16 protein-coding genes are annotated in these 15,444 nt (G+C 68.7%); 7 read left to right on the plus strand and 9 right to left on the minus strand.

The window, feature by feature from the left end:
* Positions 1 to 4: 4 nt before the first annotated feature.
* The gene (locus DKM19_RS24480; RefSeq protein WP_239514407.1) at positions 5 to 628 is read right to left on the minus strand and encodes a TetR/AcrR family transcriptional regulator; all 624 of its coding nucleotides are present in this window, start codon (positions 626 to 628) and stop codon (positions 5 to 7) included.
* 116 nt (positions 629 to 744) lie between these two features.
* Between DKM19_RS24480 and DKM19_RS24485 the strand changes: the two genes are divergently transcribed.
* Entirely contained in the window at positions 745 to 1,590 is an 846-nt protein-coding gene (locus DKM19_RS24485; RefSeq protein WP_110698715.1) for an NAD(P)H-binding protein, read from the plus strand.
* Between the two features lie 157 nt (positions 1,591 to 1,747).
* Here DKM19_RS24485 and DKM19_RS24490 read toward each other — a convergent pair whose 3' ends face one another.
* Positions 1,748 to 2,857, minus strand: a complete 1,110-nt coding sequence (locus DKM19_RS24490) for a ricin-type beta-trefoil lectin domain protein (protein WP_110698717.1) — start codon at positions 2,855 to 2,857, stop codon at positions 1,748 to 1,750.
* Between the two features lie 1,309 nt (positions 2,858 to 4,166).
* Here DKM19_RS24490 and DKM19_RS24495 point away from each other — a divergent pair.
* Positions 4,167 to 4,985, plus strand: coding sequence for an alpha/beta fold hydrolase (locus DKM19_RS24495; RefSeq protein WP_204358990.1), 819 nt, complete (start codon positions 4,167 to 4,169; stop codon positions 4,983 to 4,985).
* A 105-nt stretch (positions 4,986 to 5,090) separates the two neighbouring features.
* Here DKM19_RS24495 and DKM19_RS24500 read toward each other — a convergent pair whose 3' ends face one another.
* Entirely contained in the window at positions 5,091 to 5,717 is a 627-nt protein-coding gene (locus DKM19_RS24500; protein ID WP_110698721.1) for a TetR/AcrR family transcriptional regulator, read from the minus strand.
* A gap of 48 nt (positions 5,718 to 5,765) precedes the next feature.
* On the opposite strand from DKM19_RS24500, the gene DKM19_RS24505 reads away from it, so the two are divergent.
* Positions 5,766 to 6,719, plus strand: a complete 954-nt coding sequence (locus DKM19_RS24505) for an NADP-dependent oxidoreductase (protein ID WP_110698723.1) — start codon at positions 5,766 to 5,768, stop codon at positions 6,717 to 6,719.
* A gap of 16 nt (positions 6,720 to 6,735) precedes the next feature.
* On the opposite strand, the gene DKM19_RS24510 is transcribed toward DKM19_RS24505, so the two are convergent.
* Positions 6,736 to 7,632: an alpha/beta fold hydrolase gene (locus DKM19_RS24510; RefSeq protein ID WP_110698725.1), complete on the minus strand. Its 897-nt coding sequence runs from the start codon at positions 7,630 to 7,632 to the stop codon at positions 6,736 to 6,738.
* A 121-nt stretch (positions 7,633 to 7,753) separates the two neighbouring features.
* Here DKM19_RS24510 and DKM19_RS24515 point away from each other — a divergent pair, with 121 nt between their 5' ends.
* On the plus strand, positions 7,754 to 9,730 hold the full coding sequence (locus DKM19_RS24515; protein WP_110698727.1) for a BTAD domain-containing putative transcriptional regulator: 1,977 nt from the start codon (positions 7,754 to 7,756) through the stop codon (positions 9,728 to 9,730).
* 133 nt (positions 9,731 to 9,863) lie between these two features.
* Here DKM19_RS24515 and DKM19_RS24520 read toward each other — a convergent pair whose 3' ends face one another.
* Together DKM19_RS24520 and DKM19_RS24525 are read right to left on the minus strand one after the other, a co-directional pair.
* Positions 9,864 to 10,553 carry an alpha/beta hydrolase gene (locus DKM19_RS24520; RefSeq protein ID WP_204358991.1) on the minus strand — a complete coding sequence of 230 codons (690 nt, stop codon included), beginning with the start codon at positions 10,551 to 10,553 and terminating at the stop codon, positions 9,864 to 9,866.
* Between the two features lie 594 nt (positions 10,554 to 11,147).
* The gene (locus DKM19_RS24525) at positions 11,148 to 11,894 is read right to left on the minus strand and encodes a DUF6461 domain-containing protein (RefSeq protein ID WP_162641712.1); all 747 of its coding nucleotides are present in this window, start codon (positions 11,892 to 11,894) and stop codon (positions 11,148 to 11,150) included.
* A gap of 390 nt (positions 11,895 to 12,284) precedes the next feature.
* On the opposite strand from DKM19_RS24525, the gene DKM19_RS24530 reads away from it, so the two are divergent.
* Positions 12,285 to 12,731 (plus strand): hypothetical protein, encoded by a 447-nt coding sequence (locus tag DKM19_RS24530; RefSeq protein WP_110698731.1) that lies wholly within the window; start codon positions 12,285 to 12,287, stop codon positions 12,729 to 12,731.
* A gap of 214 nt (positions 12,732 to 12,945) precedes the next feature.
* Here DKM19_RS24530 and DKM19_RS51935 read toward each other — a convergent pair whose 3' ends face one another.
* From DKM19_RS51935 to DKM19_RS24540, 3 genes are all read right to left on the minus strand, one after another.
* Positions 12,946 to 13,152 (minus strand): hypothetical protein, encoded by a 207-nt coding sequence (locus tag DKM19_RS51935; protein ID WP_239514408.1) that lies wholly within the window; start codon positions 13,150 to 13,152, stop codon positions 12,946 to 12,948.
* A 131-nt stretch (positions 13,153 to 13,283) separates the two neighbouring features.
* A complete protein-coding gene (locus DKM19_RS53055) occupies positions 13,284 to 13,499 on the minus strand; it encodes a replication initiator (RefSeq protein ID WP_369990617.1) in 216 nt (71 codons plus the stop codon).
* Entirely contained in the window at positions 13,432 to 13,947 is a 516-nt protein-coding gene (locus DKM19_RS24540; protein ID WP_239514409.1) for a type II toxin-antitoxin system VapC family toxin, read from the minus strand. The genes DKM19_RS53055 and DKM19_RS24540 overlap by 68 nt, the downstream gene beginning before the upstream one ends.
* Here DKM19_RS24540 and DKM19_RS24545 point away from each other — a divergent pair.
* Both DKM19_RS24545 and DKM19_RS24550 read left to right on the plus strand, forming a co-directional pair.
* A complete protein-coding gene (locus DKM19_RS24545; protein ID WP_110698733.1) occupies positions 13,946 to 14,395 on the plus strand; it encodes a VOC family protein in 450 nt (149 codons plus the stop codon). The genes DKM19_RS24540 and DKM19_RS24545 overlap by 2 nt on opposite strands.
* 165 nt (positions 14,396 to 14,560) lie before the next feature.
* The gene (locus DKM19_RS24550) at positions 14,561 to 15,391 is read left to right on the plus strand and encodes an IS701 family transposase (protein ID WP_239514474.1); all 831 of its coding nucleotides are present in this window, start codon (positions 14,561 to 14,563) and stop codon (positions 15,389 to 15,391) included.
* Positions 15,392 to 15,444: the final 53 nt, after the last annotated feature.

A 15,444-nucleotide genomic window follows, 5' to 3' on the forward strand; every position in this document is an offset into this window, starting at 1 on the left:
CGATCTACGCGGGGTCGCCGGGGTCTTCCGACGGCCGGCCGAGCGAGTCGATCCAGCGTTCCAGCCGGTCGCCTTCGCGGACCATGAGCTCGGGGTCGCGGAAGGTGTTGGTGAGCAGCGAGATCCCCTGGTAGGCGGCGATCAGGGCGACCGCGAGGTCGCGGGAGTCGCTCCGGCCCATCAAACGGAACTGTTGCTCGCTCCAGTCGATCATGCCCTGCATGACCTTGGCCGCGGTGCGGTCGAGACCGTCGGCGCGCTTGCCGAGCTCCGAGCAGAGGGTGCCCGTGGGGCAGCCGAACCGCGCGGCGAGGTCGCGTTGCCCCACCCAGCCGCCGATGAGTGCCTTCAGCCGGTCCTGAGGGGTGGAGAGCCCCTCGAACGAAGCGATCATCGTTTGGAGGCCCTGCGCGTGCGCGCCGAGGGCCGCCTCGACGAGGTCGTCCTTGGTCTTGAAGTAGTAGTAGACGTTGCCCACCGGGACGTCGGCCGCCCGTGCGATGTCGGCGAGCGTCGTCTTCTCGACGCCCTGCTCATGCAGCATCTTCACCGCGGCGGTCGTCAGCCGCTCCCGCTTGCCCCGCCCCGTGACGACCGGGGCCCGATCGCTTCTCTTCGAGTCAGTCACCTGACTAACTATAGACAGCCGCGATCAGGCTGGCTATGTTTGCAACCAAGTTAGTCAGCTAACTCAGTCGGGAGAAAATTCCCGGCGCAAGTGATCGCAATCAATGGGAGAAGTTCATGATCGTAGTGACCGGGGCCACCGGCAACGTCGGCCGACCGCTCGTGCAGGCACTCGCGGCAGCCGGTGAGCGGGTGACGGCGGTGTCCCGAGGGGTCTCGGAGGTGGCCGTACCGGAGGGTGTCCTGCACCGGCAGGTGGACCTGGCCTCCCCGGAGAGCCTTCGGCCCGTTTTCGACGGCGCCGACGCGGTGTTCCTCCACGACGGCGGTGCCGGTGCGCACCTGCTGAGCCCAGAGGACATCCTCGACGTCGCGAAGGCCGGGGGCGTCCGACGGATCGTCCTGCTGTCCTCCCAGGGAGTCGTCACCCGGCCGCGGTCGTCCTCCCACGGGGTCGGGGGACGGTCCACCGAGGACGCCGTCCGGCGGTCGGGCATGGACTGGACGATCCTGCGGCCCGGTGGCTTCGCCTCCAACGCCTTCGCGTGGGCCGAGACGATCCGCACGCGGCGCACGGCCGCCGCGCCGTTCGGCGATACCGGGCTGCCGTTCATCGACCCGGCCGACATCGGCGAGGTCGCCGCGGCGGCCCTGCGCGAGGACGGTCACGCCGGGCAGGCCTACGAGCTGACCGGGCCCGCCCTCAGCACGCCCCGGCAACGAGCCGGGGAGATCGGCGACGCGCTCGGCGAGCCGGTCCGGTTCATCGAGCAGACCCGCGACGAGGCCCGCGCGCAGATGCTGCAGTTCATGCCCGAGCCCGTGGTCGAGACCACCCTCGCCATCATCGGCGAGCCCAACCCCGCCGAGCAGCGGATCAGCCCCGACGTCGAGCGGGTCCTCGGCCGTACGCCCCGTACGTTCGCCGAATGGGCGGTCCGCAATATCGCCGCCTTCAGGTGACACACCCGAGGTGACGTTCCACACCGCCGTGACCATCGGCGCGGGCGTCACCTCGGGCATGATCGCCAAAGTGTCGGCCAGGCCGGTGCTCCTGGCCGGCCTCGTGCTCAGCGTCGGCGGACCACGCGAGGTGCGCCACTCCCCCGGGCGTACGCGGTCATCGCACGGACCAGCGTTGCGCGTTGGTGCCGTTGCAGGTGTACAGCTGCACCAACGTCCCGTTCACGGTTCCGCTCGCCGCCACGTCGACGCACTTGCCCGACCCCGTCCCCACGATGGTGCCGTTCGCGTTGAACGTGAACTTCTGCGCCGCCGTGCCGTTGCACGTCCAGATCTGGATCTTCGTACCGTTGGCCGTGCCGTTGGCGTTCACGTCGAGGCAGCGGTCGCCGTAGACACGCAGTTCACCGGCCGCGGTGCGGGTCCAGCGCTGGTTGGTCCCGCCGTGGCAGTCCCAGATGTGTATCTGCGCGCCGGCGGTGGTGCTCGCCCCGGAGACGTCCAGGCAGCGGTTCGCCTGCGGGTTGACCAGCGAGACGGCGGCGCCGACCGGCGGTACGGACACCTGGGTGAGGCTGCCGGGCACGGACTGCAGCGCGGAGAACCAGCGCGCCGCCATCTTGTCGTAGCCGCCCGCGTTCGGGTGGAGACCGTCGGCGAGGTCGGCGGTGGTCAGCGCGGAGTGCATGTCGACCAGGTGGGTCATCGGCCCCTTCTGCGCGACGATGCCGGGGACGGCGGCGTTGAACCCCTGGATCCGCGACTCGAACGCCGGGTCGGCGGCCGGCGTGACCTGCGCGACGAAGAGCTCGACCGTCGGCGCGTTGGCCCGGATCTTGTCGATGAGCGCGGACAACCGGGCCGGCGCGTTGGCGATGTCGTAGTTCTGGCCCATGTCGTTGGTGCCGATGTGCAGCAGGATGGTGCGCGGGGTGTAGTTCTGCAGCCAGCCGACGATGTTCGCGTCGAGCTGGTCGATCCGCCACCCCGAGTGGCCCTCGTGGTCGTGGTCGCCGAGAGCGGCCGGCCCGTTGAACCCGGATCCGACGAAGTCGACCGTGTGCCCTCCCGAGACCATCCGCTGCCACAGGTTGATGCGGTAGCCACCGGGCACGTTGAACCCGTCGGTGATGGAGTCGCCAAGCGGCATGACCCGTACGCCACCGTTCGACTCGGCCTGCGCCGGCGTGAACGGCGCCACCGTCAACCCGGCGGTGAGGACAAGCCCGAGCCCGGCGGCACAGAGCCGCCTGAGGTTCCATCGCATAGCTGATCCTTTCGTCTGCACCGTCCCGGAGGCGGACCTCAACGGGCCGTTACGGCGGGAGCCGTCACGACGGGAAAGGACCTGCCGCGGTAGGGATGGTGCGTCGTTCAGGGGGGTGGAAAGGTCTGCTGTCGGTCGGTGCGGTCCCGGCTCAGAGGTCGCGTGGCCCGAGTTCGTCGTGACCGGCACTCCGGCCTCGCCGGTCACCGGGAACGTGAAGCATGCCATGCCCGGAGCGAGCAGTGGCGATCAACTCGGTCGTGACCCCGTCGCCGGGCGCAACCGCATACGCGCCGGAGCCGGCCGACTCCGCACTGTTGGAGAGGTTCGACGTCGCGGTGCCGTCGGCGGCACCGGTGGCCGGTCGGATCTGGATGAGGGCGGACGTGATAGGGCGCGCGCCGTGTGCCTCCTACGGGGGTGACAACGCCTGTCAGATCTTGATCGTTCACTGTGGGGTCAGGGCGACATCATCTCGACGAGAGCAATCGATCGGATAATCGGACGGGCGTAACCCGCTGTCAATAGAGATCACCGATGTTTCTTTCTCTCCACAGGTCACGGCCTTGGTTTCGATATCGGAATGAGGCCGCGAGCGACTCGGCACAGATCACGGGCGGATCACGGCAGCCGGACCGGCCTTGATGACAGCGGCTGTAAACGGTGGCCTTCAGGCGGCCTCGCGCGATGCGCCGTCGTCGAACGCCGAAGCCACGGACCCGTCCCGCGAACGACGCGAACCGCATCGCCGTGCCTTTCTCCCGGGAGCGGCACCGCGAGGCGATCCCGTAATCGGCCGGCGGGTAATGCGGGGTCAGGTAACCCGCCGACGCGGCGATTCCGTCTTCGGACAGGGTGAACGATCACGATGCCGACGACCCCGCTCATCTCCGTAGCGCCCCCCATCAGAGTGCTGACCTGCACCGATCCGCTACGCTCGACCCGAAGAACCACCGCGGGGGCCAGGTCACGGTGCCATTCGGCGAGGTCACCCGCCCGCGGCAGAGCCGCTATCCCGAACACTCGGGCGACGATAATTCCTCGCGCATCACCGTGCACCGAGTTCGCCAAGGTCGCGCTTTCGCAGGGGTCTCAAATGATGGACAGACGAACATTTTCCAAGGCGGTTGTCGCGGGAGCCGTATCGGCTTCAATGGGCGGCCTCTCAACCGCATCGGCTTCGGCGGTCACGCACGGTGAATCCACAGGTAACTCAGAGCCATCGCCGGGACTCGGGCCGGTCCATCATGTACGCACGGATCTGCTTGACATCGCCTACCACGAGGCCGGGCCGGCCGACGGCAAGGTCGTGATTCTCACCCATGGATGGCCCTTCAGCCCTGACGCCTATCTCGAGGTGGTCCCCGACCTGATCCGTCAGGGTTTCCACTGCTACCTTCCCTACCTTCGCGGCCACGGCCAGACGAGGTTCCTCGACAAGAACACCTTCAGGTCCGGTCAGCAGGCCGCCCTCGGAGCGGACCACAGGGCGTTCATGGACGCGCTCCACATCCCGCGTGCCATCTTCGCCGGATACGACTGGGGCGGTCGCGGCGTGAACGTCGCCGCCGCGCTGTGGCCGGAACGCTGCACCGGACTCGTGTCCGTGAACGGCTATCTCGTCCAGGACCTCGCCGTCGCGCAGGAGCCGCTGGCTCCGGCGATCGAAGCCGGATACTGGTACTTCTACTACTTCCTCACCGAGCGTGGGCGGAAGGGGCTGATGCAGAACACCAAGGAGCTCGCTCGCGTCGTATGGAGCAGAAACTCGCCGGAGTGGCGGTTCACCGAAGCCGAACTCGACCGTGCGGCCGAACTCTTCGACAACCCGGACTACGTCGACGTCGTGCTCCACTGTTATCGCCACCGGCTCCTCGCGGTGCCCGGAGATCCCCGCTACGACGAGCTTGAGGCGCGTCTGCTGAAGCAGCCGCCGATCACGGTCCCCGCCGTCACCCTCGACGGCAAGGCGGACGGGGTCGTCCCACCGACCGACGGGACCGCGTCGGCGCCACACTTCACCGGACCACGCGTGCACCACGTGGTCGCCGGAGCCGGCCACAACCTCCCGCAGGAACGTCCGAAGGCCTTCGCCTCCGCGGTCCTCGAGGTCAGCCGCCTCCGCTGACCCCCTGGGATGCCGGCCCTTGAGGGGTGACCGGACGCCCCGTGGCGCCGGCGCTCCATCGAGAAACAGGGCACCGGCCGCGGCTCGTCGATGCCCGGCGCCGTATCACTGGCCTCTGGAGAGAGGCAGCCGGACGGCCGGCGGAAGCGGCATCGAGACGGGGTTCGCCTGGAACGACTGGATCATCAGGGCCGCGAAGCGGCGCGACGCCGCCACCCTCATCTCGGGTGACTCGGCGCGGATGCCCTCGTTCGCCATCAGCGCCAGGCTCATGTCCTCCAGCACGAAATCCCCCCGCAAGGAGCCCGCCTCCTTCGCGCGCCGCACCAGTTCGAGCAGCAGACGCAGCGTGCGATCACGGTCCGCGGCGAGGCCGGCCGCCTGGGGAAGCGGCGAGGTGAACGCACGGGCGAAGCCTCGGTCGAGGGCGTGCACCTCCATGAGCTTCTCGATCACCAGGCAGAACCCGTTCCACGGGTCGCCCACCGCCAGACCCTCCTTCACGATGGTCGAGCAAGAGGCCATCTGCTCGGCGAAGGCCTCGGCCATCAGCGCTTCCTTCGTCTGGAAGTGCCTGTAGACGGTCGCGACACCGACCTCGGCGCGCCGGGCGATCTCCCGGATCGGCACGTCGAGTCCCTCGGCGGCGAAGGCCACGCGAGCGACCGTGAGGATGCGCCCGCGGTTGTCGCGGGCATCCGAGCGGAGCTTCGTTATCACTTGGGCCGTCACCGCTCTCACTTTAGCTAAACGGACGGGGTGTTCCGTTACGTTCGGCCCATGAGAGCAGTTCAATTCACTGAGTACGGCCCGCCCGGCGTTGTGCACATCGCCGAGGTGGAGGCACCGCACGCCGGACCCGGCCAGATCCGCATCGCCGTACGGGCCTCCGGAGTATCGCCCGGGGAGACGTACATCCGCTCCGGGACGCTGCGTGACGTGGTGCCCACGACGTTCCCGTATCGGACCGGATTCGACGCCGCGGGCGTGGTGGACGAGGTCGGCGACGGTGTCACGGGCGTGAGCATCGGCGACGAGGTGTTCGGCATGACCGATTCGGCCGCGCGCGGCGCCAATGCCGACTTCGCGGTCCTGGCCGCCTGGGCGCCCAGACCTGCCGCGTGGAGCTGGGAGGAGGCGGGCGGCGCCGCGGGCGGCGTCGAGACGGCCACCCGGGTCCTCGACCGGCTCGCGGTCGGCACCGGGCACACCGTGCTCGTGCAGGGCGCGGCCGGTGGGACGGGTGCCATCGCCGTCCAGTTCGCGGTCGCCCGCGGCGCCACCGTCATCGGTACGGCGAGCGAGCACAACCACGACTTCCTGCGTTCCCTCGGCGCGGAGCCGACGACGTACGGGGCGGGGCTCGTCGAACGGATCCGCGCGATGGCGCCGGCCGGAGTGGACGCGGTGTTCGACTGCGCCGGAGGGGCACTGCCGGACCTCGTCGCCATCGCCGGCGACCCGGCGCGCGTGGTGACGATCGCCCCCGACCTCACCGCGGCGGCCCACGGCGTCCACATGTCGCACGGAGCGCCGGCCGACAAGACGGGCGCGGCCGTGGGTGCCCCCGCCGACCCACTGGCGTTGCACGGCCTCGCGATCGCGGTCACCCTCGCCGGCGAGGGCCGGCTGAGGGTTCCGGTCGCGGCGGCGTTCCCGCTCGCCGAGGCCGCGGCCGCGCACGAACTGAGCGAAAGCCGCCATGCCCGCGGAAAGATCGTGCTGGTGAACTGAGAGAAACGCCCGGCCGCTACCCCTTCTCCCCGCCCTGGCGGGTGAGCAGGTCCCGAAGGGCCTTGGCGATGTCGGCGGGGGCCTCCTCGGCCATGAAGTGACCGCAGGTGACGGTGCCGTGCCGCAGGTCGGATGCCCAGGTCCCCCACAGCGCCGCCGCGTCGAAGCCGAGGGCGGCGCCCCAGTCCTGCTGGAGAACGGTGACCGGCATCCCCAGCCGGTTACCGGCGTCCCGGTCGGCTTGGTCGTGGTCGACGTCGATGCCTGCGGAGGCACGGTAGTCGGCCACGATCGAGGGCACCGCGTCGCGGCAGGCGTTCAGGTAGGCGGCGCGGACGTCGGCGGGGATCGCCTGCGGGTCGTTGGCCCAGATGTCGAGGAAGTGGCCGAAGAAGGCGTCCGAGCTGGCGGCGATCATCTGCTCGGGCAGGCCGGGGGGCTGGGCCATCAGATAGAGGTGGAAGCCGACGGCGGCGCTGGCGCCGTGCATCACCTTCCACATGTCCAGGGTCGGCAGCACGTCGAGGCTGGCCAGGTGGGTGATCGTCTCAGGGTGATCGAGTCCGGCGCGGATGGCGACCAGGGCGCCGCGGTCGTGTCCGGCCAGCGCGAAGCGCTCATGTCCCAGCTCACGGGCCAGGGCGACGATGTCGGCGGCCATGGTGCGCTTGGAGTAGGTGGCGGGGCCGGTCTCGGCGGGTTTGTCGCTGGCGCCGTAGCCGCGCAGGTCGGGGCAGATCACGGTGTGGTCGGCGGCGAGGTCGGCGGCGACGTGCCGCCACATCAGGTGGGTCTGCGGGAAGCCGTGCAGCAGCACGATCGGCGTGCCCGAGCCCCCGACGGCCGCGTTCAGGGACACGCCGTCGGCGACGGGGACGCGCCGGTAGTCGAAGCCGGGGATGACAGTCGTCATGGTTTTGCCCTTTTTCCATAGGTGAGCAGGTGTCCCCCAGCCTGCCGGGCGCGAATGAGCATCGGATGAGCGCGCTATATCGTGGCCGGAGGGGCCATGCCCCGGAAAGGGTGGTCAACGGGTGCGGGTCGTGTTCGGAGTGCTGGGGCCGGTGACGGCCTGGGACGGCGCCGGGGGTGCGATCGCGCTGAAGGGACCGCGGCACCGCGCGGTGCTGGCCCGCCTGATCGTCGCCCGCCGCCGCGTCGTCCCGGTCACCCGCCTGGTCGAGGACCTGTGGGCGGATCCGCCGCCGGACGCGGTGGGCGCGGTGCGCACCTTCGTGTCCGCGCTGCGCCGTGCGCTGGAGCCCGAGCGCCCGCCCCGAACCACGGCCCGGCTGCTGGTCACCGAGGGGCCGGGATACGCGCTGCGCGCGGAGCCGGACACGGTCGACGCCTGGCGCTTCGAACGGGCGGTGACCGCCGCCGCGACGCTGCCCCCCGAGGAAGTGCTCGCACGACTGGAGGAGGCGCTGGGGTGGTGGCGCGGGCCCGCCTACGCCGAGTTCGCCGACGAGGCCTGGGCCCGTACGGAACGATCCCGTCTGGCGGAGCTGCGGCTGCGGGCGGTCGAGCTCCGGGCCGAGGCCCGGCTGGCCCTGGGCCTCGCGGCCGAGGCGGTGCCGGATCTGGACGCGCACGTGGCCGAATACCCCTGGCGGGAGGACGCCTGGCATCTGCTGGCCCTCGCGCTGTACCGCACCGGCCGCCAGGGCGACGCGCTGGCGGTGCTGCGCCGGGCCCGAACGCTCCTGGTCGAGCAGCTGGGAGTGGATCCGGGCCCGGGACTGCGCCGCCTGGAGGCCGACATCCTCGACCACGCCCCCCACCTCGACCCCGCCGCCGCCCCGGCCGGAGCGGCGGGACGGGTGTGGGCGCAGGCGGCCGCCGCCTATGACAGCGCTGTGCCATCCGGTGCCCGGGCCCGGCTGGAGTCGACGGTGAGTCTGCTGCGCAACCTCGCGGTGACCGGGGGCGGCGGCCTGGAGGCGGCCCGCCGGCACCGGGTGGCGGCCATCACGGCGGCCCAGGAGATGGGCGACGCGCAACTGACCGCCCGCGTGATCGGGGCGTACGACGTCCCGGCGATCTGGACCCGCTCGGACGACCCGGAGCAGGCGGCACAGATCGTGGCGGCGGCCGAACGCACCCTGAGCGTTCTCCCGCCCGGTGCGCACGAGGCGGCGCGGGCCCGCCTGCTGGCCACGATCGCCCTGGAGTCGCGCGGCACCCGCTCGGAGCGCGGACCCCAGGCCGCCCGGCAGGCCGAGGAGATAGCCCGGCGCCTGGACGATCCCGCGCTGCTGGTGTTCGCCCTCAACGGCGTGTTCATGCAGACCTTCCACCGGGCGGGGCTGGCGCCGCGCCGGGACGAGATCGGCGCCGAGCTGGTCGCCCTGTCCGCCCGGCACGGCCTGGTCACCTTCGAGGTGCTCGGGCACCTCATCCGTCTCCAGGCCCGCAGCGCGCTCGCGGACTTCCCCGCGGCCGACGGGCACGCGGCCGCCGCGGACCTCCTGTCGGAGCGCCACGAGCTGCCGCTGGTGGGCGTGTTCGCCCAGTGGTACCGGGCGCTGCGGCTCGCCGCGGCGGGGCGGGCACCGGTGGCCGAGGTGGAGGCGGCCTACCGGGACGCCGCCGCGCGACTGGACGGCGCCGGCATGCCCGGGCTGCGGTGCGGCGCGCTGCCGCTCGCGCTGCTCTGCCTGCGCCTGCGCCGCGCGCTGCCCGCCCCGGCCGACGAGCACATCGACTGGGGGCCCTACGAGCCGTGGGCCCGTCCCCTGGTGCTGCTGGCCCAAGATCGCCGCGACGAGGCCGCGGCGGTGCTCCGCCAGGTCCCGGATCCACCCCGTGACCTGCTGTTCGAGGCCCTTTGGTGCCTCGCCGCGCGGGCGGCCGTCGCCGTCGGCGACCGGGAGACGATGAAGCGCGCCCACACCGAGCTCCTCCCCGCGGCGGCGGAGCTGGCGGGGGCGGGCAGCGGCCTGCTCACCCTGGGCCCCGTCTCCGAGCACCTCGACGACCTCGCCGCCGCCCTCCGGCTTCCCCGGTGAGCTCACACCGGTCGTCCGTGGCTCTCATCACCGCGCCTCCCGCTGACCACCGCCCTCGGTGAGCTCACACCGGTCGTCCGTGGCTCTCATGTCCACCTTCCGCTGACCGCCGTTCGGCGGTGGGCGCGGGTCTTCAGCGTTGGGTGAGTTCGTCCCTGATGACCTGGGCCAGCGTGGAGGGTTGGGAAAGGAAGGGTGAGTGGGAGGCGTTCAGCCGCAGGGTCTTCCCGGCGCGCTGGGCGAAGAGCTCTTGGGCGAAGGGCGGGAGGGCGTTGTCCGCTTCGCAGATGATGTAGGTGCTGGGAATGGTCTGCCAGGCGACTGCTGTCAATTCCTGGGTAATGGCGGTATAGGACTGGTAGCCCAGTTCCGCAGCTGCCTTCTCAGCGATGGCCGGGTCCACATCTCCATAGAAGACGTCAACCGGGCCTGCCACGGTCATGTGGCCGCCGGCGCCCTCCGTCCGGTGGAACTGCCACCACGGCGCAGGGTTGCCGCCCACGCTCGACAGCAGGGAGTCTCCGGCGTCGAGCTGGAACGCGGCGAGGTAGACGATGCTCTCGACGTTGGCCGTCCCGGCGAGTGCCTGGGTGACGGGAACACCGCCGTAGGAGTGCGCGAGGACGACCACGGGTCCATCGATCGCTTCGACTGCGGCCTTGATGGCGGCTGCGTCGGAGTACATATCGCCCAGGCTCTTGGGATCGTCGCCGCACGAGGTGAGAGCGACGGCGTGGACATCGATGTCCGGCATCTCATCGATGAGGAGTTGCAGATGTTCCGGCTTGTGCCAGGCACCGGGCACCAGCAGCAGCGACGGCATGGTCATACGTGCCCAACGCATAGAGAAGAAGGAGTATGCCGCAGCCACTTCACCGTCTTCTACTACGGCGCCAACATCTATTCGGAGAACATCGGTTCAGGCAACCATTCTTTCAAGACCGGAAACCAGCGCGAGGATCGCCAGGGCCACACGACAGGAGCCAGTCTCCAGTCTCGACCTGGGAAAACAGCGATCTGCAAACGAGGGAAATCCCGCGACGAGCAGATGGCCCACGATTTCAGATCTTGAACCGCGACAACTGTCTCTACAGGGTCAAGGCCGGCCCGCCTGCGGCGTGCCGGCGCGTTGGGCGGTCGCGGGCCGCGCTGCGGCTCTTCGATCCGCCGCATGATCATCATGCGTAGGAAGCGGCGATGTCGAATCAATGACGATGGTGCGTCGAGTGACGCATACACGCCCCGGGCATCAAACAAGGCCGGCAGAACCAAGGCCCTGCAACGATCCAGACCACGACCCGCTCCCGGCGGTCCCGACGGTCGCGCCCCACTTCGGGAGGACCTCCGCGACCATGCGCACGGTACGCTCACACAGCTCGGCAGGATAGAGCGACAGACGTGCCATGACTCGATCCTCTCAGGGGATCAAGCCTCCATCAGACCCGGACCGCTTCACGGTGCCCCACCTGAAGGTGAGGCTTTTCAGGAGTTCCTCGGTCGGCCTGATTCCGGTCAGGTATTCGATGAGGAGGAATGCCGGCCCTCTGTAGAGACGGGGAATCGACGGATAGAGCTTGTTGATCTCCTCCATGGCGTCGGCGAGTTCATCTGGGGGATCCATGACGAAGGCGTCGTCGCCTCCGTAGAGGTATTTGATCTCGCCGTCTTCGCACCAGTAGAAGTCGTCGGTGTCCTCGACGCCGAGGGCGGTGTGGAAGACGAGGCGGGTGCCTTCGGAGAGCCGAGTGATCAGTTCTTCCTCGATGCTGATCCAGTCGGGGTAGAAGATGATGCTCCAGTCACCTACGGAGGCGACTCCGAGGGGTTCCCCCGGGTCTGGCCAGTCGTCGGGTTCGTCGGGCAGGCGGGCGGGTTCGAAGTCTGCGTAGTGGCCGCCGAGGCGGGCGATGGCCTGTTCGGGTGTGGTGCGGAGGTAGATGAAGCCGTAGCACTCCTCGCCGTATTCGCCGCAGAGCCAGGAGACATCGATGGGCTGCATGATCATGTCGTCATGGTGGCAGACGCCGCCGACAGAAACGTGCCACTCCGGGAGCGCGATCAACTTATCCATAGCGACCTGTGCTGAACACGCTCGCATCTCCGCCCCCGTGACCTGCTCATCGAGGCACCGACAGTAGGAGCGCACGGGGCCGACTGCAGCCATCAGAAGGTGCCCGTAACCATCACAGCCGACAGGTCAAAGGCTTGCCACCTTGGAGGAAGATCTCGCCCCAAGTGTGTCTCTGCCCAATACTTGCCCAACCGACAGCCCAAGGTCGATTACGAATGACGTATCCGCTGGTCAGAGACTTGTCTCCGGACGTGTGAGGATGCGCTTCCTCAACCCGGTGTCTTTGCGCGCGCATCGATGTGGGAAGGCGCGGCAGTCGAGGGGCCATGCGCGGGTTGCGCGACATCTACGCGATGATCTCCGCTTCGAGGCTGATCGCAGGGCAATAAGTCCAGGTCATGGGCTGCTGTTCTGATAGCTCCTGGCGGTCTTGAAAACCGCTAGGCCGGATCCTGGCGATCAGCTCCTCAGTACCCTCGACAGGTGATCGATCACGGCATCGAGTTTCCTCAGTACCGCCTGCATGTCGTCCCCGCGGTCCTCGCACTTGCGAGCTCGTCCTGGCAACGTGAGGTGTGGCTGAACCCCGATGAGTTCGAGAATCTCGACTACGTGGCGCACGTCCTCTTCGATGACTTCTGCGATGCACGCGCCCCACGGTCCTGGCTGGGAAAGAGCCTGCGCACAGACGAGGAGGTCTCGTTGATGGCAGACCTCGGCGCCGCCTATTCCCAGGTGCAGGAGTTAGTGGGTGCCACCGCCGGAGACCATGCGTACGTGGAATCGCCCGGCTGGCCGGCGGTGCTGGCTGTAGCGGCGCGACTGGCTCAAGTACTGGTGACGAACGACCTCACCGCTTTGAGCAAGCTGCATGACGCCGGACATCATTGGCCACCATCAACCGAGTCGGCGATGTCCGAGTCATCGTGACCGCATTCCGTGTCATGGGAGCAGCCAGGTGAACAGCGCCGCTGCGATACTACTGAAGACGCAGCCGACGGCTGACCGTGGGGATTTCGAAAACCGGTCTCTCAGCCTGCAGCAGGCAAGAAAACGGATACAAGGTCGGCGTCATTTGGCAGGTCTCAGTACATGAAGAGGCGTGGCGGCACCGTCCCTCCAGATCCCACGCCGCCACGCCCGTCTACCGGACACCTCCAGACAGCAGGGCTGTCCAGACCGTCCGAGCTTCGTTGACCGACCAGCGCGGGAACTCGTGCACCATGACGCTGCCGTCGAGTTGAAGGGTCAGGCGGATCGACGCCGGCGGGTACGACGCCGAGACCCTGCTCTCCGAAGTCGCCATGGAAGAGGAGTTCCAGGTCTCCAGACCGACCGTCCGCAAGACCATGAAGGTGCTGCGCGACGAGGGTGGGTCGTGACCTCGCAAGGCATCGGTTCGTTCCCGACCACCGTCGAGGAACGGGCAGCCAACCCGAGCGCTTCACAGTAAGCCAGGCGAGGCCAGATCAGCCGGAACAGTCACCCAGTCCCGCACCTTCCCGCCACCGCCATTCGACCTGCCTCCAGGCTGGCGATGTCCCAGACGTTGCGGATCGGACGATCGACCGTCCCCGCGGACTCGGCTCCCTTGGTGGCGTACTTGGCGACATACGAGGCGACCCGCTGATCACTCATCCCATCCAGGTCGGTCGAGACGTAGACCGGCCGGACGTCGAGTTGAGCACCCCACCGCAGAACAGTTGACCACGGACACGCCCGTCCCCTCGAAGTCCTTGACGTTTCTGCTGACCAGGGTCCACCCGTTCACCCTGGCCGTCGCGGCGATCAAACCATCTGCCGTGGGCAGCGGGCGGACGGCGTTCAGACGCCCCCATTCCTCCGCGACCTCGGAGGTGACGGGAACGATGCGGTCGCTGAACTGCCGGTGAAGCCCGTGGAGCCAGCGTTCCAGAATCGTCGCCTGTGCGGGGTCGCTGTGTCGGCGGCGCTCGACCCCGCAGCGGATCTCACCGACCGTCAGACTGCTGAGGTAGAGCGTGGGCCCATGAGCCCCGCCTACCCAGTCCTTGACGTGTGAGCTCCCATTTCGCTTGCGTACTTCGGAGACCACGTTCGTGTCGAGCAGGTAGCCGATGCCCATCACAGGCACCGCGTAGGGCGAACGCGGCAGGATGGCTGCCATGGTTTCTTATCAGCTGGTCATTGACTGTGCGGCACCTGAGCGGATGGCCCGGTTCTGGGCGGGCGCGCTGCGGTACACGGTAGAGCCGCCGCCGGGTGGATTCGACACGTGGCGGGATTACTGGCGCAGTCTCGGAGTGCCGGAGGACGAGTTGGGTGAGGGGGACGGCAGCGACAGCATCGTCGATCCCGAGGGGTACGGGCCGAGGATCTGGTTTCAGCAGGTGCCTGAGGGCAAGGTGGTCAAGAACCGGTTCCACCTGGATGTGAAGGTGGGCGGCAAGCGGGAGGACATACCGCTGGAGACCCGGAAAGCGCGGGTGGATGCCGAGGTGGAGCGGCTTGTCCAGGCGGGGGCGTCCGTTGTGCGGGTGCTGTCGCAGCCCGGGGTTGATCACTATGCGGTGGCGATGGTGGATCCCGAGGGGAACGAGTTCGACGTGGTCTAGTACGGCAGTCGTAGATTGTGATCATGGCGGTTGGTGACCGTTCGTAGCGCGAGGCAACCGCCCCGATGATCTTGATGTGTGACGATCAAAGAACTCGGAGCGGCTGCGGCCGCCATCGTAGAGGCCGAGGCGGCCAGGCGATGTCTGGATGAGCTGATGGGTTCGATGGCCGGATGTTTTCGCAGATGGGACCTCCGGGCGACAGCGAAGAAATACGTGCTGGCGTTGATGAGCGATTTGCCGCGCAAGAACTGCTGGACGATCGCTGAGCATGCGGGTGACGCGACACCGGGCAAGATGCAGCACCTGCTGGAACGCGCGAAGTGGGACACCATGGCCGCGATGGCCGCCGTCCGCGGCTTCGTGTGCGAGCGGCTCGACGACGGGGACGCGGTCGCGATTTTGGACGAGTCCGGGCAGTGCAAGAAGGGCACCGCCACGATCGGGGTCAAGCGCCAGTACGTGGGCTGCGCGGGCCGGGTGGAGAATGCGATCAACGTTGTGTACTGCAGCTTCGCCACCGTGGCCGGGCACGCCTTGGTCGGTGCCCGCCCCTACCTGCCTGCCGAATGGGCCCGGGACGCTGAGCGCCGACAGGCTGCCGGAGTGCCCGATGAGCTGGAGTTTTCGACCAAGCCTGAATTGGGCCGGCAGATCCTGGCCGACCTGCACGCCGAAGGCCGGCTACCCGGCTGGGTGACCGGCGACGAGGTGTATGGACGCGACCCGCGCCTGCGCGCGTGGCTGGAGAGCCCTGAGGTCAGCACTGCCTACGTGCTGGGCATCTCCACCTCGACCCGGATCGCCCTCACGCCCGGCAAGCCCACCGACCCCGGGCTGATCCACCTCACCGTCACCGAGGTGAAACGCCTGGTCAACCTGGCCACCCGCGCCTGGCACAGTCTCGAACACCACCTGCACTGGCACACCTGGCGACGCCGCCACCAAGCCCGCGCCCGCTGGTTCCACCAACGAACCCGCCTCACCAGACGATGACAAGATCACGACCTACGACTGCCGTACTAGCTAGCCGAGGCGAGCTTGTTCAC

The sequence above is a fragment of the Streptosporangium sp. 'caverna' genome, assembly GCF_003203775.1.
Classification (GTDB): Bacteria; Actinomycetota; Actinomycetes; order Streptosporangiales; family Streptosporangiaceae; genus Streptosporangium; species Streptosporangium subroseum.

Bases quoted from the DNA above. Each gene is read 5' to 3' on its own strand.
- DKM19_RS24520 (WP_204358991.1), bottom strand. From the start codon at position 10,553: ATGCCGTCGCTGCTGCTGGTGCCCGGTGCCTGGCACAAGCCGGAACAT.
- DKM19_RS24485 (WP_110698715.1), top strand. From the start codon at position 745: ATGATCGTAGTGACCGGGGCCACCGGCAACGTCGGCCGACCGCTCGTG.
- DKM19_RS24510 (WP_110698725.1), bottom strand. From the start codon at position 7,632: ATGACGACTGTCATCCCCGGCTTCGACTACCGGCGCGTCCCCGTCGCC.
- DKM19_RS24525 (WP_162641712.1), bottom strand. From the start codon at position 11,894: ATGGCTGCAGTCGGCCCCGTGCGCTCCTACTGTCGGTGCCTCGATGAG.
- DKM19_RS24545 (WP_110698733.1), top strand. From the start codon at position 13,946: ATGGTTTCTTATCAGCTGGTCATTGACTGTGCGGCACCTGAGCGGATG.
- DKM19_RS24550 (WP_239514474.1), top strand. From the start codon at position 14,561: ATGGCCGGATGTTTTCGCAGATGGGACCTCCGGGCGACAGCGAAGAAA.
- DKM19_RS24505 (WP_110698723.1), top strand. From the start codon at position 5,766: ATGAGAGCAGTTCAATTCACTGAGTACGGCCCGCCCGGCGTTGTGCAC.
- DKM19_RS24540 (WP_239514409.1), bottom strand. From the start codon at position 13,947: ATGGCAGCCATCCTGCCGCGTTCGCCCTACGCGGTGCCTGTGATGGGC.
- DKM19_RS24490 (WP_110698717.1), bottom strand. From the start codon at position 2,857: ATGCGATGGAACCTCAGGCGGCTCTGTGCCGCCGGGCTCGGGCTTGTC.
- DKM19_RS51935 (WP_239514408.1), bottom strand. From the start codon at position 13,152: ATGGTCTTGCGGACGGTCGGTCTGGAGACCTGGAACTCCTCTTCCATG.